Source organism: Yersinia sp. 2466 StPb PI, from assembly GCF_041538325.1.
Classification (GTDB): Bacteria; Pseudomonadota; Gammaproteobacteria; order Enterobacterales; family Enterobacteriaceae; genus Yersinia; species Yersinia enterocolitica_E.
Genome location: NZ_JAULSL010000001.1, coordinates 1,655,110 through 1,674,536 on the forward strand (window position 1 = coordinate 1,655,110; position 19,427 = coordinate 1,674,536).

The following is a 19,427-nucleotide window of genomic DNA, read 5'->3' on the forward strand; positions in this document are numbered from 1 at the left end:
TATTTAAAACATAATTCCATTTTATATGGAATGCTATTTTAATTTTGTTTTTATTGTGTTCTGAATTTGTTGTGAAAATGCATATAAATACAGTGAAAACTGTTTTCATCTGAAATCTTTTTCTATGCGTATAAATCCAATGACTAAGATTATATAAGCCGCTGGTGAGCTGACTCTAACAAGTCATGCCTGGCAGTACCTCCGGTGTAAATTGCTGGTTATTGGTTAGCGGCAACGTTAACTGTTATCGACATGTTTAGCAGGCAGGGGTAAAGCAGAATGAAACAGCTAATGGCAGAGTTTATTGGCACTTTCTGGCTGGTGTTAGGCGGGTGTGGTAGCGCAGTATTGGCTGCAATGTTCCCGGTGGCGGGTATTGGATTTTTGGGGGTGGCATTGGCGTTCGGGCTGACTGTCGTCACGATGGCGTATGCACTGGGGCATGTCTCAGGTGCGCATTTTAACCCGGCAGTGTCACTCGGTTTATGGGTGGGTGGGCGTTTCTCTGGCGCACAATTAGTGCCTTATATTGTAGCGCAAGTGCTGGGGGGGCTGGCCGGGGCCGCCATTTTGTATTTAATCGCCAGTGGCAAAGCCGGGTTTGATGTTAGTGCCGGGTTCGCCAGTAATGGTTTTGGTGTTCGCTCGCCGGGGGGATATAACTTACAAGCGGTACTGGTGGCTGAAGTGGTTCTTACCATGGGGTTTGTGATGGTTATCATGGGGGCGACCGATAAACCTTCTCATGCAATTGCAGCGCCGTTGGCTATTGGGCTATGTCTTACACTGATCCATTTAATCAGTATTCCAGTGGATAATACTTCGGTAAATCCTGCACGTAGTACCGCTGTGGCTATTTTTGCCGGTGGAATAGCATTGCAGCAGTTATGGGTATTCTGGCTGGCCCCGTTGGTAGGAGGAGCCTTAGGTGGCGCTATTTATCGGGTATTGTTTAGCCCACCGGAAGAGTTAAACAAACCACTGTAGTTTGCCTGTCACTGCCGCAAGTTGTTCTGGCAGTGGCGGGTTTCACCCGCTAGCCTACCATCAGTACGACTCATCTCTATTAGCCTAGCCGCGCAGTTCTAATTATTTCGGGTATCGATATCACTATTAGTGATAAAGTTTCAGCAATAAGTTACCTGATTTATGTTTAACCGCGACGGACAGGGGAAATGCCGCACCATGGATTACAGTAAAATTATTAAAGAGATTGGGCGCGGTAAGAATCATGCGCGTGATCTGGAAAAGCTTACCGCTTATGAACTGTATAAAGTCATGTTGGCAGGGCAGGTCCCTGAGTTGGAGCTAGGGGGGATCCTGATAGCCTTTCGTATTAAAGGTGAATCCGAACAGGAGATTCTGGGCTTTTATCAGGCGATGCAAGAACAGGTGATGCCACTACGCGCGCCAATGGATTATCCACTCCCCGTGGTGATCCCAAGTTATAATGGTGCACGCAAACAGGCTAATCTGACCCCGTTATTGGCATTATTACTTTCACGCCTAGGGTTACCGGTGGTGGTACACGGCGTGACTGAGGACAGCAGCCGGGTAACCAGTGCCGAGATTTTCCAGCAACTGAATATTCCGTGGTCACTTGATGCCGCTGAAGCCCAACAACGGCTTGATAGCGGGTTGCCGGTATTTATCCCTGTATCAGCATTATCGACTCAATTAGACCAACAATTACAGTTACGCTGGCGGATGGGGGTTAGAAATAGCAGTCACACATTGGCGAAACTGGCAACACCGTTTATTCACGATAATGCATTGCGTCTTGCCAGTGTTTCGCACCCAGAATATATGCAAAAAGTCGGCGGCTTCTTTCAGGCGATCGGCGCACCGGCACTGCTACAGCAAGGGACCGAAGGGGAGGTTTATGCTAACCCATCGCGTTGCCCACCAATTCATTACATCAATGGGGGGGAACAGCAAATTTTACTGGATCGCCAGTTAGAGCAGGGCGAACTGGTGTTACCCTCGTCGAAAGATGCCGCCATAACGGCCCGCTGGATTGAAGGTTGTTTGGCTGGTGAATGGCCTATTCCTGATGCTATCCAAAAACAGTTAGCATGTTGTCTGGTGGCAGTCGGGCGGGCTGATACCCTCGAGCATGCGCTGCAACAGATTGAGACTATGTGAGTTTTTGCGCGAGCAACGGGGTAAAGTGGTATCAGAGAGTGGCACTGAACTAAGCCCATTTATTCTGAGTAAATCGTGGTGATGACATCAAATGAAGTCGCCTACCGATAGGATTCGCTTTTATTTTGATGGCAATACCCACCACCCGTTCTGCGGCAATTTATGCTATCTTACGCGCCAGAAAATGCCGATCAGAGAGCCAGACGATGGAAAACAAAAAAATATTCCCCAAAGAAAAAAGCGGATTGCATCCCCGAAATCGTCATCGCTCACGCTATGATTTTGATGCTCTTTCAGTAAGTTGCCCGGAGTTAGTTCCTTTTCTGGCAGCTACCGCCTATGGTGATATTTCTATCGATTTTGCCGATCCTCTGGCGGTCAAAATGCTCAACCGGGCATTGCTGAAGCATTTCTACGGTATTGAATATTGGGATATTCCAGCTGACTTTTTATGCCCACCGATCCCAGGTCGTGCTGACTATGTGCACCATCTGGCCGATTTATTGGCCAGTTGTAATGACGGGGTTATCCCGCAGGGTAGAAATATTGCGCTGCTGGATATTGGCGTCGGTGCCAACTGTATTTATCCGATTATTGGTCAGCGGGAATACGGCTGGCGTTTTACCGGGACTGACATTGATCCGCAAGCACTCAGTGCGGCAAAAATGGTGGTGTCAATGAACCCGACGCTGAAAAACACCTTGCGACTTAAACAGCAAAAAGACTCACAAGCTATTTTCGACGGTATTCTGGCGGTGAATGAACGTTACGATGCCACACTATGTAATCCGCCGTTCCATGCCTCCGCAGAAGAGGCCGCAGCAACCACGCGTCGCAAGTTGCACAAACTGGGTAAAAGTGAAGTTGCCGCTAAACCGGTACAAAACTTTGGCGGGAAAAATAGCGAATTGTGGTGTGAAGGTGGAGAAGAAGGGTTCGTTAGTCGCATGGTGGCAGAGAGCGCAACTAAGGCGCAAAACTGTTTTTGGTTCACTTCATTGATCTCGAAGAAGACCACCTTACCGGCAATCTATCATGCCCTGCGCTATGCCAACGCCGTTGAGGTCCGCACCATTGATATGGCACAAGGGCAAAAAGTCAGCCGGTTTGTGGCATGGACGTTCCTGACGCCGGAGCAGCAGGCGGCGTGGAAAGTTGAACGTTGGTAATACCCTTCGTCCTTGACGCCGCAGGGGTGTTGGCTGCGCGCACTTACCCGAATCACTGACTTGAGTCAGCTCATCGGGGTGCGTTTACTGGCCGCCTACCTGCAACGTCAATGACTTTGGGTATGTCCTTCTTCGTCCTTGACGCCGCACGGGTGTTGGCTGCGCGCACTTACCCGAATCACTGACTTGAGTCAGCTCATCGGGGTGCGTTTACTGGCCGCCTACCTGCAACGTCAATGACTTTGGGTATGTCCTTCTTCGTCCTTGACGCCGCACGGGTGTTGGCTGCGCGCACTTACCCCAATCACTGACTTGAGTCTGTAATATCTATGGGCAATATTCTATTATAGGGATATTGCTCTATTTCCCACGGTTTTATTTCCCTCTCATTGCACTAACAGCAAACCCCCATATTTTCGTCTATGCTAATTAAGATAAATCTTAGTCAGGCGCTATAGCTGACAAATCTTGCTTATATTGTGATGATTTTTTCTTTTTGATTTTATTAACTCAGCTACCTCATCGTCCAGGGTGAAGAATAAAACTTACACCTGCCCTCTTTCACGGGGCAGGGGTTTTATTGTGCAAATAGGTTGATAGCCACATGACTTATTTGCTGCTTAATCATTCGCCATAAGGACTCAATTTATGTTGTTCAATTTCAGCTCATCTCAGGCATCCCCTCGTGCCGAACTGACATCGATTGATAGTGCTGTCCCGATGATTATTTTCAAGCCAGATGGTACGGTAAAACACGCTAATACATTATTTTTACAAGTAATGGGATACCAACAGGATGAGGTGGTCGGCAAACATCATAAACTGTTCTGTGACCCACAATATGTACTCACTGATGCCTACCGCCGCCACTGGCAACTGCTCAATGAAGGGCGACCGATTACCGATAATATTAAGCGTATCCGCAAGGATGGTAGCATTGTTTGGTTGCAGGGAACCTATACACCGGTACTCGATAGTAGTGGAAATGTGATTGAAATTATTAAGCTCGCCAGTGATGTGACCGAGCGTATTTTGCAATCTCAGGAGCACCAGAGTTTGCTAAAAGCACTTAACCGTTCAATGGGGATGATCACTTTCACACCACAAGGCATTATTTTGGATGCCAACGAGAATCTGCTGAAGGTTATTGGTTATTCACTGGCAGATATTCAACATAAATCTCATCAGATACTCTGCACACCAGAATTTGCACATAGCGATGAATACTACCAGCACTGGCAGCGGTTAGCCCATGGTGAGTTTATTATTGGCCGTTTTGAGCGTCTTAATAGACATGGCAAACGGGTATGGCTGGAGGCCAGTTATAACCCGATTATGGATAACGAGGGACAAGTGATTAAAGTGGTGAAGATTGCTCAGGATATTACACAATTGATGTTGCAGCAGGAGCATGAGGAGAACCTGATCCGCGATGTGCACTATTTATCATTAACCACCGACCGTTCAGCGTCACAAGGGGCTGAGATTGTTCAACAGGCTGTTCGTGGTATGCAAGAGGTTGAGTCTATTGCACGCGAAACCTCTGATGTGGTCAGTGATTTGGGCCGCTGCTCACAAGAGATTGGTACCATGGTGGAAGCGATTCGTAAAATATCGTCTCAAACCAATCTATTAGCGATCAATGCCTCGATTGAAGCGGCTCATGCCGGTGAGCATGGCAAGGGTTTCTCGGTGGTGGCAAGTGAGGTCCGTTTATTGGCGGACCAGTCACGCAAGGCAGCGACTGAAATCGAGCAGATGACAAAGAGCATACAAAATGGGGTGATGGCGGCTATCAAGGGTATGGGGACTTGTGTCGAACAAGCGGGGGGCGGGGTGACGCTGACCCAAGATGCCGGTGAGGTTATTAATCAGGTCAATATTGGGATGCAGGATGTGGTGAAACTCATGACCGCATTTGCTCAGGTCAAGAATCAACAAGCGCCGGTATGATTGGCCTATCAGCATAAAAAAATCTGGCGGGGATCATCAAGATGCCCGCCAGAGGTATTTTAGGGTAATGTCAGCCTGCGCCTCAGGAAACGTGTTGGAGGAATTCCCGTAAACGTTCACTTGGCGGATTTGAGATAAGGCTATCCGGGTTGCCATCCTCAGCGACCCGACCTTTATCAATGAAGATAAGACGCGATGCCACTTTCTGGGCAAAACCCACTTCATGGGTGACGATGACCATGGTCATGCCTTCTTCGGCCAAGTCCTTCATTACCGTCAATACTTCGTGACGTAATTCTGGATCCAGTGCCGAGGTCGGCTCATCAAACAACATCAACTTGGGTTTTACCGCCAGCGCACGAGCGATAGCGACACGCTGCTGTTGGCCACCCGATAGCTCTGCGGGAAAATGATGTGCGCGTTCTGCCAATCCAACTTTGGTTAACAACTCCATAGCGAGTTTGTTGGCTGCTTCTTTAGAAGCACCACGAACGCGAATCGGACCAAAGGCGACGTTTTCCAAGGCCGTCAGGTGGGGGAACAGATAAAACTGTTGGAACACCATGCCAGCTTCCTGACGGATCAGGCGCTCATCGACTTTGGGGTCATTGACATTCAGACCATCGACAATCAACTCACCACTGGTGATAACTTCCAGCTTATTGATACAACGCAGCAGGGTGGACTTACCCGAGCCGGAAGGGCCAATAATAACCACCACTTCACCCTTGGTGATATTCAAATTGATGTCGTGAAGCACTTGGGTTTTACCAAAGTGTTTAGAGACGTTTTTGAATTCAATCATATTATTTTCAGCTTTCTTTCTAACCGGCGCAGAACGAAGCTCAGAGCCAAGGTGATAATCAGGTAGATCACCGCCACCGCACTCCATATCTCCATGGCGCGGAAGTTGCCGGCAATAATTTCCTGACCCTGACGAGTCAGTTCTGCTACGCCAATCACGATAAACAGTGAGGTGTCTTTAATACTGACGATCCACTGGTTACCGAGTGGTGGCAGCATACGGCGCAGAGCCAAAGGGGCTATTACGTAACGCAAGGTATCGCGTTTGGATAAGCCGAGAGCCAGACCGGCCTCGCGAAATCCATTGTGGATTGACAGCACCGCACCACGGGTAATTTCTGCGATGTAAGCCCCTGAGTTAATAATAATGGTCACAACGGCTGCTGAGAAAGGATCGATGCGCACCGGCATCATCATCGGCAACGCAAAGTAGATAAACATCACCTGCACCACAATCGGCGTGCCACGGATCAGTTCAATAAAGACTAATGCGATATTTCTGCTCAGCCAACCGCCATAAGCGCGGGCAAACCCTGCTATAACCCCAATAATCAGGCCGCCAAGCAACCCCAGGACCGAGATCCATAGGGTTAACTTGGCGCCTTCAAGCAGGATTGGGATGGCGGGCCAAATAGCGCTCCATTCAAACTGCATGGATATTCTCCTGGTCTAAAAACGGCAAAAATGAATTACTTAGGTTCTACGCCGAACCATTTTTTATAGATTGCAGCGTAAGTGCCGTCTTCTTTCAGAGATTTCAGAGCAACGTTAACTTTGTCACGCAGGTCACTGCCTTGTGGGAATGCAACACCATATTGCTGAGCTTTGATAGATTCACCCACCGCTTTGAACTGGCCATTGCCGGCAGTTTTGATGAAGTAAAGGATGTTTGGCGTGTCATGCAAAACGGCATCAGCGCGGCCAGTACCTAACTCCAAATAGGCGTTATCGATATTCGGGAATTGGCGCAGGTCTTTGGTTTTGATGTTGGCTTTAGCATAATCGACAGAACCGGTGCCGCTTTTTACTGCCAACACTTTACCTTTCAGATCAGCTTCGCCTTTGATGTCATTGTTGTCAGCTTTTACCATCACCAGCAGGCCGCTGTTGTAGTAGCCATCAGAGAAATCAACGGCTTTTTTACGTTCGTCGGTAATAGTGATACCGGCTAGTGCCAGATCCACGTTCTTGGTTTGCAGTGCTGGAATGATACCGCTGAAATCCATTGGTTTCAGGGTGTATTTCAAATCCAGTTTCTTCGCGATGGCATCCCACAAGTCGATATCAAAACCGACATATTTATCCCCTTGTTTGAATTCAAAAGGGACGAACGCGGTGTCGGTAGCAACGATCAATTCTTTTTCTGCGGCGTGAGAACTAACAGCAAAGGCCAGCGTAAGTGCGACCAATGAAACTTTGACAAGTGACTTCATAAGTGGGAGTTCCTTTGTACTTTTGTGGATGGAGATCCGTTTTTTATATTTCAGATAGCAATATGAAAAGATCGTGCCAGAAATGCAAGTTATTTAAAAATAACGAAATTATTCTAAGTGATTAGCATGCAATTACTTAGCTAACATTGTTTGCACCATCATGACTCACCAAAATAGTGCGTTAATATCATTTTGGTGCAACTAATCCATTATTTACTTATTATTAACTAGTTCGTTAATAATGTACAATCGATAATCAACATCAATGTAACAATATTGTTAACTATCTCCGATTTTTGTTCGATAATGGTGCAATAAGGGGGATGAAGGGGAGGGATTGCTATCTGAGTTGGCTATCTTTACTGCCACGGCGGTTATATCCGGCATGGCTGGCCTGATGCTTGTCTAATTGATTCTGGCAGTTCAGGCAATATTTTACCCCCGCCAGAACTTTACGCCGTGCTTCTGGAATGGCTTGACCACATTCAAGGCAATATAGCTCACTTTCACCACTGCCAAGCGCCTGTCTTGCGCGTTGTACCGCATCTTCAACGGTGGAGTCAATTTGATCTTGTACTGCGCCGTCGCCGGCCCATCCACTTGCCATATGACCTCCGTGCGTAGGGCCGGATAACCGGCCCTGTACCCATCTTCGTTAAAATTGCAGGTGTATTGGCTATTCTCATTACCCGGTCTATCTTTCTGCCATTTTACGATCTATTGGGTATCATACTGAGGATTACTCAATATTTGACTCGATAAACCACAGGAATTTATCCAGATCACGTGATGCGGCAGTAAACATATCAGCACTGTCTTCATCTTCTACTTCTGAAATTGCCTTACGAATATCATTAGCAACCACGGCGTAGCGGTCTGCCAGCGCTTTAAGATGTTCTTGCACGCTATGGATATTGGTTGGGTAACTTTTCAGCGGTGTTTTATCATTAATGACTTGTGTGGTTCCGAGCGCGACACCACCGAGTTGTACCGCTCGTTCTGCGAAGGTATCTAGGTGATCAGTGAGGGCTGTGCGGAAGCCATCCAGCATTTCATGCACCGCGATAAAGTTGGCACCGCGCATATTCCAGTGAGCCTGTTTGGTCATCAGCGACAGATCAATAAACTGAATAACCATACGGTTTAATACTTTCACTGTGTCAACTTTGACATGTTCTTCAACATCGTTGCGAGTGTAGAGCAGTTCGGAAGATTTTGTTTTTACCAGTTTTGCTGTACTCATAATAGGTATCCCTTTATTGAGTTGATTACCAATTTCTTCACCGCAATAAGTATAACAAAGATATTTAAGTTTGTAGGGTAGATTCGGCCTATCAATTAAATAGTTGATAGTGGTGTTTATTTGTAAATGTAATTTATTGTTTCTTTTTAATAATATTATCATCGCGGTGTTTATGGCTAATTGAAAATAACTATTGCTGTGATTTGTATGGTTTTTATGAGACCAATATCCATTTGGATGCTTTCAATAATATTTAATGCCACGGATGAGGCGAAGGTGTTATTAATTAATAGCTTGGCGAACATGAGTAATATATATAATGCGATGAATAGTTCCATACCGGAACGAATCAGCAGGTATGCCAGTCAATAAATTCAACCAGCATACCCGGTATGACTACTGAGCGTGGGCAACAATAAACAAGCGGGGGAATGCCAACAAACGGCGACCATCGGCCTGTTGCGGATAGGCCACATCAATGATTGCCAGATAGTCTTGCAAAAAATCCAATCGCATTGCTTCAGAGAGCGGTTCAAGAAAAGGCCGTAAACCTGTGGCTCGCAGCCAATCGACGATGGCTTGCGCTGAAGGCATCGGGTGGTAATAGGTAGTGCGCCAAATATCTATCCGCTCTGCATTGGGGGCCAGTAAGTCATAATACTGATTGGCTGACAGAACCTTCGCCCGTATTGCCCCCGCCTCTTGTAGTGTTTGCTGCCATGGACCGTTTTCTGCAACTTCACGCATAGCTCGATGGCTGGGCTCCTCCAGATTATCTGGCATCTGGATCGCAAGTATGCCGTGGGTAGCCAATTTGGAGAACAAATAGGGAAAGAGTTGCTGATGATCGGTTAGCCATTGTAACGATGCGTTAGCATAAATAAGATCTTGTGGCTCAGCGGGTTGCCACTGGCGAATATCCGCTTCAAGAAATGCACATGCCGGCAGGCGCTGTTGCGCACTGGCCAACATCGCCACCGAGTTATCAATCCCAACCAGCTGCGCCTGCGGAAAACGCTGGTGCAGCAATTGGGTAGAGTTGCCTGGCCCACAACCTAAATCGCTGATGCGCTGTGGCTGGGTAGTGCTGATATGTGCGAGCAAATCACCGGCAGGGCGGGTACGTTCTGCTTCAAATTGGCGGTATAAATCAGGATCCCAGTCTTGCATGGATAACCTCCGGTAGAAAAAGATCAGTAATGCGGATAAGTGATAGCCGCTGACGCGTGCATATTTATCTATTATAGATTCTGCAATGGCCCGCTAAACAGCACCGCACCGGTTGGCTGGCCAGTGGGCGAGCCGCCGTGAGGCTCCAGACTGATTGCTAATAACGAATTCGCCATTAACTGGTTTTCAGTCAGAGTCAGTTGTGTTGGCCCATGGGTATTGAGTAACCCCAGTGAGTGCGGTTTTTCACCCGCCGGAATACTCCATAATTCAAGGCTATTACGCTCACTGACTACCACGGGGTTAAGGGGAGTTAATGTCAGGCTACGAGTCGATTTCTCCAGACTGACCACCCATTGACCACTTTGCTGACTATTGGAGAGCACGGCCACCGGGACGGATGTTGGTGGCTCTACCAATAAACGTGGGATCACCAGGACTGCGGCCAGTGCGGCGGCGACAGCCCACCCCAAATAAGACCAACGATTACGTTTGATATGGCGCAGGTTGATTGGTGGTAACTCTAACTCCAGCCGCTTCCATACGCGTTCAGGAGGCTCCAGCGGGGCCAATTGATTATCCAGTTGGGTAAACAGACGCTGCCAACTGGCAACATCTGCCGCCAACTGTGGGTCACGACGGAATCGGCGTTCAAAATGCAGCCGGGCAAGTCCGCGCAGGGTTCCCAGCGCATATTCAGCGGCCAATGCTGAGTCATATTCGCGTCTGTTTTTCATAAGCCTACGCAGCCCTTCAAGTGATCGAGTGCACGACGTATCCAGCTTTTTATCGTACCAAGTGGTTGTTGTAGATGAGTAGAGATCTCCCCATGAGAAAGCCCCTGATAATAAGCCAACATAATACTTTGTCGTTGCTCAACCGGCAGATGTGCCAAACAGTCTGCCAATTGTTTAGCTTCACTGTCTTGCTGCAATTGAGCCAGAGGCGTCAGTGTGTCATCGGTCAAATAATCGGTTTGGTCATCGTTCAACGTTTGCAGACGATTATCACTGCCGCGCATCAAATCGATGGCCCGATTACGCACAATATGGGTCAACCAGGTTAATGGGGCACTGAGTTGCGCATTGTAATTATCGGCCCGATGCCAGACGGTGAGGAAACAGTCGTGCAAAACCTCCTCTGCCCGAGCAGGGTTGCGCAGCATTCTTAAGGCGACCGCGAATAGTCTGGGGGAAGTGAGCCGGTATAGTTTTTCAAACGCGGACTGATCACCTTGAGCAATGGCATCGATCAGCCCGATTTGTTGTTCCAGTGAGTATTCATTCATGCGCCAATCCCTAAAAAAGCCGTCAGGTGCAGTGAGACACTGCACCCAGTATAGACGGGTTTTATTTAGGCATCAGAACAGTATCAATCACATCGATCACGCCATTTTTCTGTTGTACATCATAGGTGCTGATATTGGCGATGTTCCCTTTTCCATCTTTAAGCTGAATGTTATGTGGCCCGTTGTTCATAATCCATAGTGATTGGCCATTGACAGTTTTCAGCTCGGCAGTACCCCCTCCGGCTTTAATTTTACTTTCTAACTGTTTCATATCGTAGTTCCCGGCCACCACGTGATAGGTCAAGATTTGGGTGAGCATGGCTTTATTTTCTGGTTTGACCAGACTTTCAACTGTACCGGCGGGCAATTTTGCAAACGCGGCATTGGTGGGCGCGAACAGGGTAAATGGCCCAGGGCCTTGCAGGGTATCAACCAACCCCGCAGCTTTAACCGCAGCGACTAAGGTCGTGTGATCTTTTGAGTTAACCGCATTCTCGATAATATTTTTACTCGGCAACATCGAAGCACCACCTACCATAACAGTTTCGGACATCATGGCGGCCATAGAGACAGTACTGAACAGTAAGGAAGCACAGATAGCAGAACGAAGAAGCGTTTTCATAATGTATTCCTTTTAGGACGGTTGAGGTGAAGTCTTGCCTCACATCTACCTATACGAATCAGCCTGGTGTTTTGGATGCAAAAAAAAGGAAAATAATTAATAAAAAACGCCAACCCGTGCAGTGCTGGGCTGGCGTTTGATAAATAACAATAGGATAGAAGGTGAGAGGGCTGAACTAGCCCTGATGCGCGCAGCACCCTTCAGGCAATTTGATCCAGTTGTGGCTTGGGTTTGATAGTCAGTGTGGCCCCGATAGAGGCACTGATAATTGATGCCAGAGCCAACCATTGAACCCATGTCAGATGTTCATTTAAGAATACCAACCCTGAAATGGCCGCCAGTGCTGGCTCCAGACTCATTAACGTGCCAAATGTGCGCGTAGGGAGCCGGGTCAGTGCGACCATTTCTAGTGAGTAGGGTAATGCCGTCGACAAAATAGCGACAGCCAGAGCAACGGGGAGAATGGCGGGATCGAACAGGGCAAGGCCGTTATATGCTACGCCAATTGGGCAAAATACCAGTGCTGCGATCAGAGAACCTACCGCGACAGTCCCAGGACCGTGATCACCGCCGGCTTTCTGCCCTGAAATAATATACAGCGCCCAACAGGCTCCAGCACCCAAGGCACAAGCCGCGCCAAATAAATCAATGGTACCAATGTTATGTCCCAGCGGTAATAAGAACCATAGCCCCAGAACGGCCAACCCTACCCAGATAAAGTCCACCGGGCGGCGAGAAGAGAACATGGCAACCGCCAACGGGCCGGTGAACTCCAATGCGACGGCAATACCCAATGGCACCGTTTTTAGTGACAGGTAAAACAAAAAGTTCATTCCACCTAATGTCACACCATAAATAAGCAGGGGTAAGCGGCTGCCTGAGGTGAATCGCATTCGCCAAGGTTTAAAGATGACAAACAAAATAAGTGTGCCGATACCGAGCCGCAGCGAGGTTATTCCTTGCGCGCCAACCAGTGGGAACAAACTTTTCGCCAACGATGCACCACTCTGGATGGAGATCATGGCAATCACCAGTAACAGAATAGGGACTAAGGGAAGTGAATGTTTGGATGAAGGAGACAAAGACATCCTGTTAAGCCTCAAAGAAAATTATTAGGTAGCTATTTTTGCCAGTGTAAATGAAATGTCAGCCAAGTGTTTGAAAATCACCAAAGGAGCGAAAAAAGAAACGGAAAGCAGTGAAAGAAATAATAAATTTTAAGCATTGCGGTTTTTTAACGCTATTTCTGCTGGTTATTTAAGCGCTAAAACTAAGAATAGTCTGGAATGGCTTTTGGTGATGGGAGTCACAAAAAGGTGTAGAATGGCGGAAATTCGTAAGCGTATTAGTAAGATGGAAGATTCTTGAAACCCTTTGTTACACCAAATAAATGATTAGACAATCATATGTAGGCAGAGTTTCCTACTATTTATTGTTATAATTTCATGGTGTTTTTGTTTCATCTAAAAATTTGCGTCTTTCGAGGTGGTTATGAATAAAATTGCATGTCTTTCAGCAGTAGCAGCTTGTGTATTAGCAGTGACCGCAGGTTCAGCCTTTGCCGGTCAAAGCACCGTTTCTGGTGGTTATGCCCAGAGCGATTATCAAGGTGTTGCTAACAAATCTTCAGGTTTCAACCTGAAATACCGTTACGAGTGGAGTGATTCTCAACTGGGTTACATCACCTCTTTCACTCACACTGAAAAAAGCAGCTTCGGTGACAGCTCGTCGGTATACAACAAAGCACAATACAATGCTATCACCGGTGGTCCAGCTTACCGTATCAACGATTGGGCTAGCGTTTATGGCCTGGTAGGTGTGGGTTACGGTCGTTTCAGCCAGAACTACCCAACTTCTGCTAGCGATAAAAGCAGCACCAGCGATTACGGCTTTACTTACGGCGCAGGTATGCAGTTCAACCCAATGCAAAATGTTGCCCTGGACGTTTCTTACGAACAGAGCCGCATCCGCAACGTTGATGTCGGTACTTGGGTTGCTGGCGTAGGTTACACTTTCTAAGCGACCGCTTAGAATAGTTAGCACTCATCTTTCACGGTGTTATGCTGTGTCTGATAAAAATCCGCTTTCGGGCGGATTTTTTTCGCCTGTCATATGATGCCGATGTGAGGCTGGCGTGTGATAACTATTTAACCGCATTTACGGCATCGACAATCAGCGCGATTATCTGCTGTGGATGAGAGAGTATCGAGGCGTGGCTGGAGGGTAACTCAATCACCTTTTGGGCCTGAATTCGAGCAGCAAAACCGCGTTGTGTTTCGACCGGCAGCATTCTGTCTTCCGTTGAAACCTGATACCAGCAAGGTTTGACCCGCCAGGCAGGCTGAGCAGACTTATCAGTAAAAGCGCGAGTTGCTAAGGGTTTTTGCACCATAGACATCACCAGTGCTTCATTCTCATCAATGTCCTGACACATATTTTCGTGGAACTGGTCAGTGTCAATCCATAGAAATCCATTATCATCCGGGCGAATATAAGCGGCGCCAACAGGCGGTTCACGCAGTGCAAAAGTACTGGATAAGCTCTCTCCCGCATCGGGGGCAAAAGCGGCGAGATAGACCATACCGACCACATTTTGCAGATGCCCGACTTGTGTAATGACCATGCCACCATAAGAGTGGCCCACTAATAGGGTAGGGCCATATAAGGCGGTAGTTAGCTTAATGGTCCGCTCCACGTCATCTGCTAATGATGTCAGCGGATTTTGTATTGCAATGACCCGGTGCCCCATGGTGTGCAGGGCTGGGATAATATAGCGCCACTGTGAGCCATCAGCCCATGCGCCATGGACCAATACAATATTAAGTTTTGTCGCCATATTTCCTCCTGAACGGGTATTAGTCCAAGCGGTGCATAATATCGTTATGCAGAAATAGCATTCTTGACGAATAACAACTTCTACTCATTTACCTGCATTAATGAAAAATCTTGTTTATAGCCAGATGTTATTAAAATTAAACAAATCTGTTATTAGGTTTAAAGTATAAAGCGCTGAGCGCTGATGGCTTTAGGATAAGGATGAAAATGAAGTACCGAATAATCCATTTGGATATCAATTGGCGATATAAAATTCCTGCGAATAGGATTCGCTATATTTTAAATTAATAAAAACAAGAGATTAACAAGGTTCTCTGTTTGGGTGTTACTGCGTAATTTACTGGTAAAAATGAGATAATATGACACACTACTATTAGTGCGGATTAACCTTCAGGCTCTTATCGTGATTCACGCATTAAGCTAAATAAAAAAATTGATGGTCATAAAACAGTTGGTTGTAATAAACGATAGGTTGTAATAAAACAATAGGTTGTAATAAAAAATGGGTTTAAATCATGACGACACTCAGTGAACAGGCTCCACCTCTGTTACATGACACCAAGCTTGAACAGCAGATTTTAAGACGTTCAATTTTTTGCACTTTGTTTATCGCCATTATGGGGATTGTTTTTGGTATCGTATGCGGTTCGATGTCGATTATTTTCGATGGTATGTTCTCTGCTTTAGATGCTGGAATGTGCAGTTTATCGCTATTGGTTTCCCGATTACTTGGTCAGCCGCACAGTCGGCGTTTTCAATACGGTTTCTGGCATGTTGAACCACTGGTTCTGGCTTTCAATGGCAGCTTGCTGGCCTTTCTTTGTCTTTACGCATTCGTCAATGCCATTAAGGGGATTTTCGACGGCGGCAGGGAATTGGAGTTGGGGTGGGCGATTGTTTATGCATTAGTGGTCAGTATTTTCTGTTTCACCCTCTTTTTAAAACAACGTCGTTTAAATAAACGAGTCAAATCCGAGCTAATTGCATTGGATACCAAAAGCTGGTTAATGTCGGCCTGCATCAGTTCTGCGTTATTAGTAGCCTTCTTGCTTTCATGGTGTATGGAAGGTACCCGCTATGCGCATTTGATTGTTTATACCGACCCCGCTGTATTGGCCTTGTTAACCTTGGTCTTAATACCTGTGCCAATAAAAACAGTCATTTCGGCAGTTCGTGAAGTATTACAAATGACGCCAGACAATCTGGATAATGCCATTGAGAGCTTAATGGATAAGTTAATGGCAAAATATAAATTTATTGATTACTCCCACTATGCCACCCGCATGGGGCGGGGGTTGTTTATCGAGATTCATGTGGTTATTCCACCAGAGATGGAGACGAATGGTGTCAGTTATTTTGACAAATTACGCGATGAAATAGCCAAAGAAATTGGCGAGTCCGGCCCTCATCGGTGGCTAACGATCTCCTTTACCCGCGATGCAAAGTGGTTATAGCATCAACATCAATAGCGGGTATGGCGGCGTGTAAATAAATTAATCAAGGTAATGATTCTTATGAACAAGATGATTATTAAGCGTCAGATAAAACTTAACGCTATTGATACGCCGCCAAGGTTTGATGCTGTTACTAAGGTAGCCATTAATGATGAAACCATCGAATATCGCAAAGCTAAAGTTATTAGTAATATGCGCCGTGCCGCTATCGATTATTTATTGGTGTATGCGGACAAAGAGCATGGGGATAACTTTGAATATCTGGCGGGGTTTATTCCCCGTTTTGAAGAAGCGGCTCTGGTGTTACATGTCTCGGGCGAGGTCTATTTATTATTAGGTAACGAGAATTTAAAGTTATCTGACTATGCCAGAGTCAGAAATACCGTGATTCATGTCCCCTATTTTTCATTGCCAAATCAACCAATGGACAACAGTAAAACGCTTACTGAATTATTGGCAGCAACCGGGATTCAGCAGGCTAAAAAGATTGGGGTTGCAGGATGGAAACTGTTTACCAGTAAGCTGGACGATAACAGTCAGCTATTTGATATTCCCCATTTTATTTTGGATGCGATTAAAAAGTCTGCTTCACCGGTAGCAACGATTATTAACGCTACCAGTCTATTTATTGGCAGTGATATTGCAGCTAGAGTGACCAATAATGCTAATGAATTGGCGCACTATGAATATGGCGCTAATTTGGCGTCGAATTGTATTCTTAATGCATTGGCTGCGGTTGATATCGGCATAACAGAAAAGCAACTGGGCAGTTATCTGGCAGATGAAGGCCAACCAAACACTGTTGTGATAATTGCTGCGACTGGCGCCAGATTTGAACAGGCAAATTTATATCCCAGTGATAAAGCGGTACAACTCGGCGATAAAATATCATTGACCACTGGGTTTAAAGGCGGTTTGAGCAGTAGAACCGGCTATGCGGTTCATCATGTAGATGAACTACCGCGCGCGGAAAGAGATTATCTTGATAAGGTTGCGCTACCTTATTACACAACAGTCGTCGCTTGGCTGGAAAATATTCGTATTGGTATGCCAGGAAAAGAGATGTACGCATTAGTGGAAACGGTTTTCCCTAAATCACAATACCATTGGTCGCTAAATCCCGGCCATTTAGTTGCTGATGAAGAGTGGTTGTGCTCTCCCATTTATAGCGATTCTGAAGAGATAATTCGCAGTGGGATGATATTCCAAATCGATATCATTCCTTCGGTAAAAGGTTATGCCGGAGTGAGTGCTGAGGAGTGTATTGCACTGGCTGATCAGCATTTACGTAATGCGCTCGCTACACAGTACCCTGATGTTTGGCAAAGAATACAAAAACGGCGTAGTTATCTCAGCGATATCCTGAATATCCATCTCAGCGAAGAGGTGCTACCGATGTCTAACACAGTTGGCTATCTGCGGCCATTCCTGCTGGATAAATACAGCGCATTGCAATGTATTGATGAGTAACAGCACGAATAACCTAGGGTTTAGGGTATTTATTTAAGGGGCTAATAGTCCCTTTTAGTAGCATCAAGCTTTTATTGCCGCAGCCACTTAGCGTCAGATTTAAGCGCTTGCTGAGATTTCGTGCAAAACTGAAGGCGATACTCTTGCCATCTTGTGGCATAATGCGCGCCGAATCACATTTTCTATAATTCTTGAATATCCCTATTCAGTAATCCAATCGAGAGCGAGCTCTGTGCTAAGTACTAACAATATCACCATGCAATTCGGCAGCAAGCCGCTGTTTGAAAACATTTCAGTAAAATTCGGTGGCGGTAATCGCTATGGTCTGATCGGCGCTAATGGCTGTGGTAAATCCACCTTCATGAAAATCCTTGGCGGTGATTTAGTTCCTAGCGGCGGTAACGTATTCCTTGACCCGAATGAGCGTCTGGGTAAGTTACGTCAGGACCAATTCGCCTTTGAAAACAACACAGTGCTGGACACCGTTATTATGGGTCACGGCGAGCTGTGGGAAGTAAAAGAAGAGCGCGACCGCATCTACGCTATGGCTGAAATGAGCGAAGCAGACGGCTATAAAGTGGCTGATCTGGAAGTTGCCTATGGTGAAATGGATGGTTACAGCGCAGAAGCCCGTGCCGGTGAATTATTGCTTGGTGTAGGTATTCCGGTTGAACAACATTATGGCTTGATGAGCGAAATCGCTCCTGGCTTTAAATTGCGTGTATTGCTGGCGCAAGCCCTGTTCTCAGACCCGGAAATTTTGCTCCTCGACGAACCGACCAACAACCTGGATATTGATACTATCCGCTGGTTGGAACAAGTGCTGAACGAACGTAGCAGCACCATGATTATTATTTCCCATGACCGTCACTTCCTGAACATGGTGTGTACCCACATGGCGGATCTGGATTATGGCGAACTGCGTGTTTATCCGGGTAACTATGACGAATACATGACGGCGGCGACGCAAGCTCGTGATCGTCTGTTGTCAGATAACGCCAAGAAAAAGGCCCAGATCTCTGAGCTGCAATCTTTCGTTAGCCGCTTTAGTGCCAACGCCTCTAAATCCAAACAGGCGACGTCTCGCGCCCGTCAGATTGATAAAATTCAGCTTGATGAAGTGAAAGCATCTAGCCGCCAGAACCCGTTTATCCGCTTTGATCAGGATAAAAAACTGTTCCGTAATGCGCTGGAAGTTGAACTGTTGACCAAAGGTTTTGATGACGGCCCGCTGTTTAAAAAACTGGATTTGCGCCTGGAAGTGGGTGAAAAAGTGGCTATCCTCGGGCCAAACGGTATCGGTAAATCGACTTTGCTGAAAACCTTGGTAGGGGATTATGAGCCGGATTCTGGCACCGTAAAATGGTCTGAAAACAGTAAGATTGGTTACTATGCACAGGATCATGCCAGCGATTTTGAAATCGATCTGACGGTATTTGACTGGATGAGTCAGTGGAAACAGGAAAAAGACGACGAGCAGGCTGTGCGCAGTGTGCTGGGCCGTTTACTGTTTAGCCAGGACGATATTAAGAAGAAAGTACAGGTCTTGTCTGGTGGTGAGAAAGGGCGGATGTTGTTTGGTAAGCTGATGATGCAGCGCCCTAACATCATGGTAATGGATGAGCCAACCAACCATTTGGATATGGAATCGATTGAAGCGCTGAACATGGCATTAGAAATGTACGAAGGCACGCTAATCTTCGTTTCCCATGACCGTGAGTTCGTCAGTTCTTTGGCGACCCGAGTGATTGAAATGACACCAGGCAAGCTGATCGACTTTACCGGTAACTACGAAGACTATCTGCGTAGCCAGGGTATTCAGTCCTGATTAGTTGATGGTG

General features: G+C 46.6%; 19 protein-coding genes. 8 read left to right on the forward strand and 11 right to left on the reverse strand.

Translation table 11 applies throughout. The features are described 5' to 3' along the window. Positions 1–279 precede the first annotated feature (279 nt). The 4 genes from aqpZ (at position 280) to Q2T72_RS07470 (ending at position 5,267) form a co-directional block, all read left to right on the forward strand. Complete coding sequence (aqpZ, locus tag Q2T72_RS07455) at positions 280–987, forward strand: aquaporin Z (protein WP_083159448.1); 708 nt, start codon at positions 280–282, stop codon at positions 985–987. Between the two features lie 198 nt (positions 988–1,185). Continuing rightward, positions 1,186–2,145, forward strand: a complete 960-nt coding sequence (ybiB, locus tag Q2T72_RS07460) for a DNA-binding protein YbiB (protein WP_083159446.1) — start codon at positions 1,186–1,188, stop codon at positions 2,143–2,145. A gap of 206 nt (positions 2,146–2,351) precedes the next feature. Then, complete coding sequence (rlmF, locus tag Q2T72_RS07465; RefSeq protein WP_083163791.1) at positions 2,352–3,314, forward strand: 23S rRNA (adenine(1618)-N(6))-methyltransferase RlmF; 963 nt, start codon at positions 2,352–2,354, stop codon at positions 3,312–3,314. Positions 3,315–3,962: 648 nt separating this feature from the next. Beyond that, a complete protein-coding gene (locus tag Q2T72_RS07470) occupies positions 3,963–5,267 on the forward strand; it encodes a PAS domain S-box protein (RefSeq protein WP_372568889.1) in 1,305 nt (434 codons plus the stop codon). A gap of 82 nt (positions 5,268–5,349) precedes the next feature. Here Q2T72_RS07470 and glnQ read toward each other — a convergent pair whose 3' ends face one another. From glnQ to rhtA, 10 genes are all read right to left on the reverse strand, one after another. Continuing rightward, positions 5,350–6,072, reverse strand: coding sequence for a glutamine ABC transporter ATP-binding protein GlnQ (gene glnQ / locus Q2T72_RS07475; RefSeq protein ID WP_083159444.1), 723 nt, complete (start codon positions 6,070–6,072; stop codon positions 5,350–5,352). Further along, positions 6,069–6,725: a glutamine ABC transporter permease GlnP gene (glnP, locus tag Q2T72_RS07480; RefSeq protein ID WP_004709093.1), complete on the reverse strand. Its 657-nt coding sequence runs from the start codon at positions 6,723–6,725 to the stop codon at positions 6,069–6,071. The genes glnQ and glnP overlap by 4 nt, the downstream gene beginning before the upstream one ends. Positions 6,726–6,760: 35 nt before the next feature. After that, positions 6,761–7,504, reverse strand: coding sequence for a glutamine ABC transporter substrate-binding protein GlnH (gene glnH, locus Q2T72_RS07485; protein ID WP_083159442.1), 744 nt, complete (start codon positions 7,502–7,504; stop codon positions 6,761–6,763). 340 nt (positions 7,505–7,844) lie between these two features. After that, positions 7,845–8,111: a DksA/TraR family C4-type zinc finger protein gene (locus tag Q2T72_RS07490; RefSeq protein ID WP_083159440.1), complete on the reverse strand. Its 267-nt coding sequence runs from the start codon at positions 8,109–8,111 to the stop codon at positions 7,845–7,847. Between the two features lie 132 nt (positions 8,112–8,243). Then, positions 8,244–8,747 carry a DNA starvation/stationary phase protection protein Dps gene (gene dps, locus Q2T72_RS07495; RefSeq protein WP_083159438.1) on the reverse strand — a complete coding sequence of 168 codons (504 nt, stop codon included), beginning with the start codon at positions 8,745–8,747 and terminating at the stop codon, positions 8,244–8,246. Positions 8,748–9,143: 396 nt separating this feature from the next. Then, positions 9,144–9,917 (reverse strand): trans-aconitate 2-methyltransferase, encoded by a 774-nt coding sequence (gene tam / locus Q2T72_RS07500; RefSeq protein ID WP_372568890.1) that lies wholly within the window; start codon positions 9,915–9,917, stop codon positions 9,144–9,146. 71 nt (positions 9,918–9,988) lie between these two features. Next, complete coding sequence (locus Q2T72_RS07505) at positions 9,989–10,654, reverse strand: anti-sigma factor domain-containing protein (protein WP_083159434.1); 666 nt, start codon at positions 10,652–10,654, stop codon at positions 9,989–9,991. Next, on the reverse strand, positions 10,651–11,205 hold the full coding sequence (locus tag Q2T72_RS07510; protein ID WP_083159432.1) for a sigma-70 family RNA polymerase sigma factor: 555 nt from the start codon (positions 11,203–11,205) through the stop codon (positions 10,651–10,653). The genes Q2T72_RS07505 and Q2T72_RS07510 overlap by 4 nt, the downstream gene beginning before the upstream one ends. Before the next feature lie 61 nt (positions 11,206–11,266). Further along, positions 11,267–11,827, reverse strand: coding sequence for a fasciclin domain-containing protein (locus tag Q2T72_RS07515; RefSeq protein WP_083159430.1), 561 nt, complete (start codon positions 11,825–11,827; stop codon positions 11,267–11,269). A 200-nt stretch (positions 11,828–12,027) separates the two neighbouring features. After that, on the reverse strand, positions 12,028–12,915 hold the full coding sequence (gene rhtA / locus Q2T72_RS07520) for a threonine/homoserine exporter RhtA (protein ID WP_083159428.1): 888 nt from the start codon (positions 12,913–12,915) through the stop codon (positions 12,028–12,030). Positions 12,916–13,318: 403 nt separating this feature from the next. Here rhtA and ompX point away from each other — a divergent pair, with 403 nt between their 5' ends. Then, positions 13,319–13,846, forward strand: a complete 528-nt coding sequence (gene ompX, locus Q2T72_RS07525) for an outer membrane protein OmpX (protein ID WP_083159423.1) — start codon at positions 13,319–13,321, stop codon at positions 13,844–13,846. Positions 13,847–13,970: 124 nt separating this feature from the next. Here the strand turns inward: ompX and Q2T72_RS07530 are convergent, their stop codons facing one another. Beyond that, positions 13,971–14,663, reverse strand: coding sequence for an alpha/beta fold hydrolase (locus tag Q2T72_RS07530; protein ID WP_372568891.1), 693 nt, complete (start codon positions 14,661–14,663; stop codon positions 13,971–13,973). Between the two features lie 514 nt (positions 14,664–15,177). Between Q2T72_RS07530 and Q2T72_RS07535 the strand changes: the two genes are divergently transcribed. From Q2T72_RS07535 to Q2T72_RS07545, 3 genes are all read left to right on the forward strand, one after another. Then, positions 15,178–16,116, forward strand: a complete 939-nt coding sequence (locus tag Q2T72_RS07535; protein ID WP_372568892.1) for a cation diffusion facilitator family transporter — start codon at positions 15,178–15,180, stop codon at positions 16,114–16,116. Positions 16,117–16,176: 60 nt separating this feature from the next. Further along, entirely contained in the window at positions 16,177–17,586 is a 1,410-nt protein-coding gene (locus tag Q2T72_RS07540) for a Xaa-Pro aminopeptidase (RefSeq protein WP_372568893.1), read from the forward strand. 232 nt (positions 17,587–17,818) lie between these two features. Continuing rightward, a complete protein-coding gene (locus Q2T72_RS07545) occupies positions 17,819–19,414 on the forward strand; it encodes an ABC-F family ATPase (RefSeq protein ID WP_071843536.1) in 1,596 nt (531 codons plus the stop codon). The last annotated feature ends 13 nt before the right edge of the window (positions 19,415–19,427 follow it).